The sequence below is a fragment of the Amycolatopsis sp. NPDC006131 genome (assembly GCF_040614175.1).
Classification (GTDB): Bacteria; Actinomycetota; Actinomycetes; order Mycobacteriales; family Pseudonocardiaceae; genus Amycolatopsis_E; species Amycolatopsis_E tucumanensis.
Window position 1 is genome coordinate 26,356 of sequence record NZ_JBEXTX010000083.1, and the last position, 10,112, is coordinate 36,467.

The 10,112-nt window shown below is 73.6% G+C and carries 9 protein-coding genes; 2 read left to right on the forward strand and 7 right to left on the reverse strand.

Features of this window, described 5'->3' with window-relative positions; translation table 11 throughout:
* Positions 1 to 1,617: a helix-turn-helix domain-containing protein gene (locus tag ABZ215_RS31815; RefSeq protein WP_354953862.1), complete on the forward strand. Its 1,617-nt coding sequence runs from the start codon at positions 1 to 3 to the stop codon at positions 1,615 to 1,617.
* 43 nt (positions 1,618 to 1,660) lie between these two features.
* On the opposite strand, the gene ABZ215_RS31820 is transcribed toward ABZ215_RS31815, so the two are convergent.
* Genes ABZ215_RS31820 through ABZ215_RS31850 form a run of 7 tightly spaced genes read right to left on the reverse strand, consistent with a single transcriptional unit; the run spans position 1,661 to position 8,557 of the window.
* A complete protein-coding gene (locus tag ABZ215_RS31820) occupies positions 1,661 to 2,980 on the reverse strand; it encodes an MFS transporter (RefSeq protein WP_354953864.1) in 1,320 nt (439 codons plus the stop codon).
* 7 nt (positions 2,981 to 2,987) lie between these two features.
* Positions 2,988 to 3,794: an acetoacetate decarboxylase family protein gene (locus tag ABZ215_RS31825; RefSeq protein WP_354953866.1), complete on the reverse strand. Its 807-nt coding sequence runs from the start codon at positions 3,792 to 3,794 to the stop codon at positions 2,988 to 2,990.
* Between the two features lie 8 nt (positions 3,795 to 3,802).
* Positions 3,803 to 4,786 carry a transketolase C-terminal domain-containing protein gene (locus tag ABZ215_RS31830; RefSeq protein ID WP_354953868.1) on the reverse strand — a complete coding sequence of 328 codons (984 nt, stop codon included), beginning with the start codon at positions 4,784 to 4,786 and terminating at the stop codon, positions 3,803 to 3,805.
* Complete coding sequence (locus ABZ215_RS31835) at positions 4,779 to 5,735, reverse strand: thiamine pyrophosphate-dependent dehydrogenase E1 component subunit alpha (protein WP_354953870.1); 957 nt, start codon at positions 5,733 to 5,735, stop codon at positions 4,779 to 4,781. Before ABZ215_RS31835 ends, ABZ215_RS31830 begins: the two co-directional genes overlap by 8 nt.
* Before the next feature lie 44 nt (positions 5,736 to 5,779).
* Positions 5,780 to 6,511 (reverse strand): SDR family NAD(P)-dependent oxidoreductase, encoded by a 732-nt coding sequence (locus ABZ215_RS31840; protein ID WP_354953872.1) that lies wholly within the window; start codon positions 6,509 to 6,511, stop codon positions 5,780 to 5,782.
* Positions 6,508 to 7,329 carry an IclR family transcriptional regulator gene (locus ABZ215_RS31845; RefSeq protein ID WP_191244391.1) on the reverse strand — a complete coding sequence of 274 codons (822 nt, stop codon included), beginning with the start codon at positions 7,327 to 7,329 and terminating at the stop codon, positions 6,508 to 6,510. The genes ABZ215_RS31840 and ABZ215_RS31845 overlap by 4 nt, the downstream gene beginning before the upstream one ends.
* Positions 7,322 to 8,557: an ArgE/DapE family deacylase gene (locus ABZ215_RS31850; RefSeq protein ID WP_354953874.1), complete on the reverse strand. Its 1,236-nt coding sequence runs from the start codon at positions 8,555 to 8,557 to the stop codon at positions 7,322 to 7,324. Before ABZ215_RS31850 ends, ABZ215_RS31845 begins: the two co-directional genes overlap by 8 nt.
* A gap of 171 nt (positions 8,558 to 8,728) precedes the next feature.
* On the opposite strand from ABZ215_RS31850, the gene ABZ215_RS31855 reads away from it, so the two are divergent.
* Entirely contained in the window at positions 8,729 to 10,033 is a 1,305-nt protein-coding gene (locus tag ABZ215_RS31855; RefSeq protein ID WP_354953876.1) for an aspartate aminotransferase family protein, read from the forward strand.
* The last annotated feature ends 79 nt before the right edge of the window (positions 10,034 to 10,112 follow it).

Genomic DNA, 10,112 nt, shown 5'->3' on the forward strand with positions numbered 1-10,112 from the left:
GTGAACGCCGGTGTGGTCCGTGTCCTCGACGACCTCGGTGGCACGCTGCTCGACCTCGTCCACGGCGACCCGGGTCGCGCCGGGGACATCGGCGGCGTCGCGATCCACGACCCGTTCGAGGAACCCGTGCTGCCCCGCCACGCGCTCGTGCTCGGCGTGGGCGTCCGCGAGCCCGAGGAGGTCGTCCGCCTGCTGCGCGCGCTCGGCAAGCAGGAGGCGGCCGGGCTGGTGGTGCGCGCGCCGGTCGACGTGCCGGCGGAGGTCACCGCCGCCGTCGACGAGACCGGCGTGGTGTTGCTGGGCCTGACGCGCGGGGCGTCCTGGGCGCAGCTGGCCGCGATGCTGCGGGCGCTGCTCGCCGAGGGCGACGTCGGCCAGGCCGAGCCGGAGATGCTGGGCGGGGTGCCGTCGGGTGACCTGTTCGCGGTGGCCAACGCGATCGCGGAGCTGATCGACGCGCCGGTGACGATCGAGGACCCGCGCTCGCGGGTGCTGGCGTTCTCCGGCCGCCAGGACGAAGCCGACCCGTCCCGGGTGGAGACGATCCTGGGACGGCAGGTGCCGGAACGCTTCGCCCGGATGCTCACCGACCGGGGCGTGTTCCGCGAGCTGTACCGCAGCGACCGGCTCGTCTACGTCGACGCGCTGGTGAACCTCGACGGCCTGACGATGCCGCGGGTCGCCGTCGCCGTGCGGGCCGGTGACGAGGTGCTCGGCTCGATCTGGGCGGCGGTGCGGGAACCGCTCAGCGCGGAACGCGAGCAGGCGCTGCGGGAGGCGGCCCGGCTCGTCGCGCTGCACATGCTGCGCGTTCGCGCGGGCACCGACGTGTCCCGCCGCCTGCGCACCGAACTGCTCAGCACCGCGCTCGAAGGCGGCGCGGGAGCACGCGAAGCCATGTCCCGGCTGGGGCTGGCCGGCCGTCCGGTGGTGGTGCTGGCGCTCGCGCTCGCCGACCGCGGCCCCGGCGAGCGGGACGACGCCGGGGTGGCGACCGAACTCCAACGGGTGAGCGACGGTCTCGCGATGCACCTGACCGCGGTGCACCCGCGTGCCGCGAGCGCCCTCGTCGGGGACGTGGCCTACGGGCTGGTCCCGGTGGAGGGCGAGGGCGACGGCGAGCAGTGGGCGGTGTCCATCGCGACGGAATTCCTGGACCGGGTGGGGGAGCGGGTGCCCGCGGTCGTCGCGATCGGTCCGGTCGCCGAGGACGTCCCGGCACTGGCCGGCGCCAGGGCCAGCGCGGACCGGGCGCTGCGGGTGCTGCGGGCGGAACCGCGCACCGGCCGCCGGGTCGCCCGCCTGGCCGACGTCCAGGTCGAGGCGCTGCTGCTGGAGTTGCGCGACCTGGTCGCCGCGCGGGGCGACCGCCCGACCGGCCCGGTCGCGCGGTTGTTCGACTACGACCGGCAGCACAACACCAACCTGGTCGAGACGCTGCGTGCGTGGCTGGACGCCTTCGGCGACGTGAACGCGGCCGCCAACGCGGTCTACGTGCACCCCAACACCTTCCGCTACCGCCTGCGGCGCCTGGCCGAGGTCGCGCAGCTGGACCTGTCCGACCCGGAGGCCCGCTTCGCGGCGATGCTGCAGCTGCGGGTGATCGCACCCCGCTGACGCCGGACACCCCCGCAGCCCGGCTGCGGGGGCTTCCGGTGGTTCAGCTTGCGGTGGAAGTACTGTCGCGCCGCAGCGTCTCCGGCGTGAAGATCGCCGCGATGAGGCTGATCAGCGCGCCGCACGCCAAGTACCCTGCGGGGGCGTAGGTGCTCTGCGTCGCCTCCACGATTGCGGTGGCGACCAGCGGGCCCGCGCCGCCGAAGAGCACCACGCCGATGTTGTAACCGATGCCGACCCCGCTGTACCGGCGGGCGGTGGGGAACAGCTCGGCGAAGATCGCCGGCTGCGGCGCCAGCATCAGCGCCTCGCCGATCACCACGAGCGCCAGGCCCGCCACCAGGAACCCGAACGACAACCGGTGCAGCAGCAGGAATCCCAGCGGCGCGGTGACCAGCACCCAGATCGCCCCGGCGATCAGGAACGGCTTGCGCCCGACGCGGTCGCACAGGCGCGCGGACACCACGGTCAGCACCATCATCACGACCATCGCGGCGAACCCGGCCAGCTTCGCCTGCGCGGCGGGCACCTTCAGCTCGGTGGCCAGGAACGTGGGCCCGTACACCAGCAGCACGTAGGTGCACATCGTCGGCGAGCACACCAGCGCGGCGATCCGCAGGATCGAACGCCAGTCGTGCCGCAGGGTGGCGCGCAGCGGGGCGCGTTCGTGCTCGCCGCTAGCGGCCACCTGCGCGAACTCCGGCGTCTCGTCCAGCCGCAGTCGCATGTAGAGCCCGATCAGACCGAGCGGCAACGCGATCAGGAACGGGATCCGCCAGCCCCACGACTCCAGCGCGGCGGGGGAGAGCACCTCGGTGAACAGCAGCGCGGACAGGCTGGCCACCATCATGCCGAGCACGATCGTGATCGTCTGCCAGCTGCCGTAGTAGGCGCGCCGCCCGGCGGGGGCGGTTTCGATCACGTACGCCACCGCCCCGGTCCACTCGCCGCCCGCGGACAGGCCCTGCGCCAGGCGCAGCACCAGGATCAGCACCGGCGCGGCGACCCCGATCGAGGCGTACGGCGGCACCAGCGCCATCAACGCGGTGCCCAGCGAGATCAGCAGGATGATCGCCGACAACGCGCTGCGCCTGCCGTAGCGGTCGCCGATGTAACCGAACACCACCCCGCCCAGTGGCCGCACCACGAAGCTCACGCCGAACAACGCGAACGTCAGCAGCAGCGCCGCGGTCGGGTCACCGGCGGGGAAGAACAACTTCGCGATGGTGGACGCGAAGTACCCGTACAGCACGAACTCGTACCACTCGATGAAGTTGCCGATGCACGCGGCGACGATCGATTTCCGTTGCGCCGGCGTGATGCCGACTCCGGAGCCGGCCTGCGGCTGGGTCTGGACGCTCATGGTGTGCTCACTCTCCTGCCGGGGCGACGCTGCCCCAGTGCGGTGTCCCCGCGACGGGGACGTGGTCGACGTGGTCGAGGTAGGTGCCGAAGCCGATGTCGAGGCGGATCCCGCCGTAGCGGGCGGACACCACCTCCCGGCACGGCAGCAGCTGGACGGGGTCCGCGGTGGAGGGCCGGAGGGTCACTTCGGCCGTGCCGTCCCACGCGCCGCCCGGCTCGGAGGTGCGGAACGGGATCCGCACCAGGCGGCTGATGTCGTAGCCGGTGCCCTCCGCGCTGGGGATCAGCTTGAGCGCGAAGTGGTTGCCGAACCAGGCGGGAACCGGGTCGAGCGGGCCCGCGGGTGTGGTGGCCCGCGCCCGGACGGTGACGATCTCGATGTCGTTGGCGGTGACGATGCGGCCGGTGACCGCGCCGCCGTCCTCGGTGAGGGTGACGGCGCGGGCCTGCTTTTTGGGCAGCCCGAAGATCTCCCGGCCGAGGGTCCCGTGGTTGAGGCCCTCGATGAAGAACGTGAGCGGGTAGGCGCCGACCTCGCCGTGGCGTTGGCAGCGCACGCTGACCCCGGCCTGCAGGTACGGCGGCCGCTGCTCGACGGTGCCGTCGGGCAGGTGGAACCCGGCGCCGAGGAACTCGGCGACCCAGATCCCGACCAGCGGGTCCGGCGTCGCCGCCAGCGGCGCGGGCAGCAGGCTCGCCACGGCTTGCGGGTCGGTGCGGTACTCGACGGTGAGCCAGCGCAGCCGCACCGACTCGGTGCCCACGCCGTACAGCGGCGCGAACGGGGGCATGGCGACGACGGGTTCGGTCACGGCTCCTCCTAGGCGCGTACGGACTTGGTGATAGCTTCGGCGATCACCTCGGCCGACGGGATCACGGCGGCGGCGAGGCCGGGCGCGGACGGGATGCGGGTGTCGGGCGTGCCGACCCGCACCGGCGGGCAGCGCAGCGGCACCCCGGCTTCGGCGACGGCGGCGACCACCTCGCCACCCACCCCGCCGACGGTGTGCGCCTCGTGGGCGACCACCAGCCGCCCGGTGCGGCGCACGCTGTCCAGCACGGTGTCCAGGTCGAGCGGGCGGACCCAGCGGGCGTCGATCACCTCGGCGTCGATGCCGTCCGCGGCCAGCCGCCCGGCCGCCTCCAGCACCCGGTGCTGCATCGCGCCCCAGGTGAGCACCGTGACGTCCCGGCCGGGCCGTCGCACCGCCGCGCCGCCGATCGGCTGCACCTCGCCGCCGAGCCGGACCTCCTGCTTGCCCGCGTGGTAGAGCGTGCGGTTCTCGATCACGATCACCGGGTCGTCGCACCAGATCGCGGACAGCAGCAGGTCGTAGGCGTCCTGGTGGGTGGCCGGCAGGCACACCCGCAGCCCGGGAACGTGGGCGAACAACGCCTCCAGCGACTGCGAATGCTGCGCGCACGCCCCGGGCGCGTTGCCCTGCTGGGTGCGCACGGTCAGCGGCGCGGACAGCGCGCCGCGCGAGACGTAGCGGACGTTGGCGGCCTGGTTGACCAGCTGGTCGAACGCGACGAGGGAGAAATCGGCCCACATGATCTCCGCGATGGGACGGCGGCCGAACATCGCGGCGCCGACCGCGCCACCGAGGATGGCCGACTCCGAGATCGGGGTGTCGAACACGCGCTCGCCGAACTCCTTGCGCAGGCCCTTCGTCACGCCGAACACGCCACCGGGAGCGCCGACGTCCTCACCGAACAGCAGCGCTTCCGGCCGTTCGGCGAGCGCGCGGCGCAGCGCGGCGTTGACGGATTCGGCGTAGGAGAGGTTCTTCGTCTCAGGCATACAGGTGCTCCAGAACGGTCGAGGGGTCGGCGAGAGGATCGGCCAGAGCGCGGGCGGCGGCGTCGGCGATCTCACGGTCCACCCGCGCGGTGAGTTCGTCCAGTTCGGACTGGGCGACGCCGAGGGCGAGCAGTTCGCGGGTCAGCCTGCCGATCGGTTCCGCGGCGAGCGCGGCGTCCAGGTCCCCGGCGGGGCGGTAGTGCTGCGCGTCGCCGATGTAGTGGCCGACGATGCGCTGGGTCATCGCCTCCAACAGCACCGGGCCCGCCCCGGACCGGGCGCGGCGGGCGGCCTCGGCCACGGCCTGGCGCACCGCCTCGGGGTCGTTGCCGTCGATGCGCGCGCCCGGGAACCCGTAGGCGGAGGCGCGTTTGAACAACCGGTCCACGCGCACCATGTCGGCGATCGGGGTGAGCTCGGAGTAGTGGTTGTTCTCCACCAGGAAGATCACCGGCAGCGACCGGACGGCGGCGAAGTTCATCGCCTCGTGCACCGCGCCCTGGTTCATCGCGCCGTCGCCGAACGCGGCCAGTGCCACCCGGCCGGACCCGTCGAACGTGGCGGCCAGCGCGGCGCCCGCGGCGATCGGCACGCCCGCGCCGACGATGGAGTTCTCGCCGTACATGCCGTAGCCGGGCGCGGTGAGGTAGGCCGACCCGCCCCGGCCGCCGTTGATCCCGGTGGCGCGGCCGAGCAGCTCGGCGAACAGGGCGTGGGGCGGCGCGCCGCAGGCCAGCGTCCAGCCGTGGCCGCGGTAGGTGGGGAACACCGCGTCGCGGGTGAGGTCGAGCGCGGCGCACGCGCCGGTGTAGATCGCTTCCTGGCCGTTGCACAGGTGCACCGAGCCGACGATGTCGCCGGTGGCGCGCAGGCGCGTGACCTCCTCTTCGAAGGACCGGATGCGCCACATCGATTCCAGATGCGCCAGCAGTGCGGCGGTTTCGGGCATGGGGGTACCCACTCTCCTTTTCGGATGGTCGGGGAAAGGGTGGTTCAGGCGCCGCCGTCGACGGTGATGACCTGCCCGCTGACGTGCCGGGCGGCGGGCCCGGCCAGGAACTCGACGACACCGGCGACGTCGCCGGGTTCGCCTGCCGCGTCGAGATCTTCGCCGGCCTCGGCGTAGCGGGCGCGCAGCCGGGCGGTGCCGATCGGGCCGGGGGCGACGGCGTTGACCCGGATGCCGTGCGGGCGGAGCTCACGCGCGAGGTAGCGGGTGTAGTGCGCGACCGCCGCCTTGGCGACGCCGTAGTGGGCGTAGCCGCCGTCCGCGGTGGGCGCCAGCCCGTTGATCGAGCTCATCGTGACGATGCTGCCGCGGCCCTGCGCCCGCATCGGACCGGCGACGGCCCGGCAGCAGTGGATCGTGCCGTACAGGTTGAGCCGCAGCACGGCCTCCAGCTCGCCGAGGTCCACTTCGGACGCGCGGTTGCCGTGGATCGGGCCGGTGCCGCCCCCGGCGTTGCAGACCAGCACGTCCACCCCGCCCCACGCGTCGGCCACCGCGCCGATCGACGCGTCCACCGCGGCCGGGTCGGTCACGTCGCAGCGCAGGCCCATCACGTCCACACCGTGCGCGGCGACCTCCGGCACGACCTCGCCGCCGAGGTCGGCGTCCACCACCGCCACGGACGCCCCGGAGGCCGCCAGCCGCACCGCGATCGCGCGGCCGATCCCGCGCCCGGCGCCGGTGACCACGGCGCGGGCGGAGTCGAGTGTCCTCACGAGACCTCCCGGTCGGTGCGCGGCGGCGCGTCGGGGGAGGGCACGGTCAGCCGGCCGGTGCGCAGCAGGCCGGTCGCCATCGCCGCCGCCTCCCGCACCTCGGCGATCAGCCACGACCGGCGCTCGGTGAACCGGGACTGCGGCACGGACACCGTGAACGCCCCGGCCGGCATCCCGTTCTCGCCGAAGAACGGCGCGGACACGCAGCAGACGCCGTCGCTGAACTCCTCCAGGTCCAGGGCATAACCGCGGCGCCGCGAGGTGGCCAGGTCCACGGTGAGCGCGTCGAAGTCGGTGATCGTGTGCGCGGTGACCGCCTCCAGCGGCACGCCCGCGAACATCGCCGCGACCTGCTCCTCCGGCAGGAACGCCAGCACCGCCTTGCAGGAGGCGCGGGCGTGCATGTGCCCGGTGTAGCCGACGTCGAGGTTGCCCACGGACAGCGTGTGCAGGCCCGAGATGTAGTGCTGCAGGATCAGCGTGCCGTGGTTCCAGCCGGAGATGTAGGAGGTCTCGCGGGTCTTGTTGTGCAGGCGCGTGAGGATGACCGCGAGCTCGGGGGAGGGCCCGGACCGGCGTTGCAGGTGCCGGCTCAGCGACGCCGCCTTCGGGCCCACGTCGTAGTACCCGCCGGGCAGCCGGACCACGTGCCCGCTGGCGACCAGCGTGCGCAGCAGGTGGTAGCAGGTGCCGATCTTGATGCCGAGCTGCCGCCCGAGCACCTTCGCGGTGGCGGTGCCGTCGGCCGCCGCGACCGCCTCCAGCACCTGCAGGCCGCGCTCCAGCGTGTGCAGCACGGTCGTGCGCTGCTCACCCATCGCGCACCACCAGCCTGGCCAGGGTCAGCGCGAGCACCTTGGCGGCCCGCACCACGTCGGCTTCGGCCACGCACTCGTCCGGCGCGTGCGCCCGGGTCACGTCGCCGGGGCCGAAGATCGCCGTCGGCACGCCCCGGGAGCCGAAGTACGCGGCGTCGGAGCCGGCCGTGAAGCCGGTCAGCGTCTCCGCGCCCGCGCACTCCCGCTGCGCGGACCGGAGCGCGGTGATCAGCGGGTGGCCGGTGGGAGTCTCCCAGCCGGGCAGGCCCTCGTGGTCCCAGCGCACGGACGGCGGGTGGTCCCGCAGCCAGTCGTCGGTCGCCGTGACCTCGGCGAGCACCCGCTCCACCTCCTGGCGCAGCTCCGCCGGAGGTTCACCGGGCGTCAGCCCGATCCGCCCGGACATGGTCGCGTGGTCGGGCACCGCCGCCCGCCAGCTGCCCGCCCGCGCGGTGCCGATCGCGAACGGGATCGCGGTCGGCACGTCGGCGAACAACGGGTGCCGGTACGCCGCGCCCCGCTTGCGCGCCAGCTCGGCCAGCGCCTCGCGGACCCGGATCAGCTTGTCGAACGCGTCCACCCCGCGCCACGGGGCCGAGGTGTGCGCGGCGACGCCGGTGACCTCGACGGTGAAGAACAGCAGACCGGTGCTGACCGGCACGATCGCCCCGCCGGTGGGCTCCAGCACCAGCGCGGCCGCCGGCTCCGGCGTCTCGCGCACCGCCGCCCGCGTGCCCGCCCCGGTGGTCTCCTCGGCGACGACGAGCTGCACCGCCACGTCGAACGGCAGATCCACCCCGGCCTGTTCGAGCGCGGCGAGCGCGTACAGCCCGGCCGCGATACCGCCCTTCATGTCCACCGAGCCGCGCCCGTGCACCAGGCCGCCGTCCCGGTCACCGGAGTAGGGCGGCCGGGACCACGCCTGCTCCTCGCCCGCGGGCACCACGTCGACGTGGCCGTTGAGGACCACGCACGGCAGCCCGCGGCGGCCGGGGTACCAGGCGATCAGGTTTTCCCGCTGCGCGGCCCGCGGCTCCCCGGAGGCCTCCTCGAGCGGCTGCCGCGTCACCGGCCAGCCGCGGGCGGTGAACCAGTCGGCGTACCGGCCGGTGACCCGGTCCTCCCAGCCACTCTCGCTCGGGTCCCGCACCGTTGCGGCCAGGAACGACAACATGTCCTCGGCCAGGGCGTCGACCCGGGCCGTCACGTCGGCGTCGGTCGGTCGCATGGTCACCTCCTGGCTCCTCGGCTGGCCGACACTGTGCGGCCCCGGAGGCGCCCATTGCATCAGAGTGAACCCGTTTTTCGACTATCTGAAATTCGTGCCCGGTGACGGTGAGCCGGTCCAGGCGGCCGTCCTAGCGTGCGCAGGCGTCGCCGTCCGCCGAAGGAGGAGCCCGTGCCCCACGCCGAGTTGTGGCAGCGCCACCGCCAGGTCATGCCGTCCTGGATGCAGCTCTACTACGACGAGCCGATCGAACTGGTCCGCGGCTCAGGGCGCCGCGTGACCGACGGCGAGGGCCGCGAGCACCTCGACTTCTTCGGCGGCCTGCTCGCCACCATGGTCGGCCACGACATCCCGGAGATCACCGAGGCGATCCGGGCGCAGGCCGGGCGCCTGCTGCACTCCTCGACGCTGTACCTGATCCGCAGCCAGGTCGAGCTCGCCGAGCGGATCGCGAAGCTGTCCGGCCTGCCCGACGCGAAGGTCTTCTTCGTCAACTCCGGCACCGAGGCCGTCGAGACGGCGCTGCTGCTGGCCACCCAGCGGCGGCGGTCGCACCAGGTGCTCGCCCTGCGCGGCAGCTACCACGGCCGGTCCTTCGCCACGGTCGCGGCCACCGGCATCCGGGGCTGGTCGGCCACCGCGCTCAGCCCGCTCGCGGTCACCTACGTGCACAGCGGCTACCGCTACCGCAGCCCCTTCGGCCACCTGGACGACGCCGCGTTCGTGGCCGCGTGCGCCGACGAGCTGCGCACGATCATCGAAACCTCCACCGCCGGGGACGTGGCGTGCCTGCTGGCCGAGCCGGTCCAGGGCGCGGGCGGGTTCGCCACCCCGCCCGAGGGTTTCTTCCCGGCGATGAAGGCCGTGCTCGACGACTACGGCATCCTGCTGATCTCCGACGAGGTCCAGTCCGGGTGGGGGCGCACCGGCCGGTCGTTCTTCGCCATGCCGGGTTCCGGCGTGACCCCCGACGCGATCACCTTCGCCAAGGGCCTCGGCAACGGCGTCGCGATCGGCGGGGTCGTCGCGCCCGCCGGGCTGATGGACTGCCTCGGCGCGAACTCGATCTCCACGGCCGGGGGCAACCCGCTCGCCACGGCCGCCGGTGTCGCGACCCTGGACTACCTGCTCTCGCACGACCTGCAGGCGAACGCCGACAAGGTCGGCGAGCACCTGATGACCGGCCTGCGCGCGATCGCGGAGGACTGCCCGCTCGTCGGCGAGGTCCGCGGGATGGGGCTGATGATCGGCGTGGAACTCGTCGTGCCCGGCACCCGCGAGCCGGCCGTGGCCGCGACCCTGCGCGTGCTGGAGGCCGCCCGGCAGCGGGGACTGCTGATCGGCCGCGGCGGCCTGCACGGCAACGTCCTGCGGGTCACCCCGCCGATGACCGTCACCGTCGCCGAGGCGGACGAGGCGCTCGCCGTCCTGCGCGAAGCCCTCACCACTGTGGAACGAACCGAGGAGTCTCAATGATCGTGTCAAGCAGCTGTAGGGCTGATGGGCGGCGGTGAGTGGTGGAATTCGCGGCCGTCGCGCAGCAGTGCCCAGATGA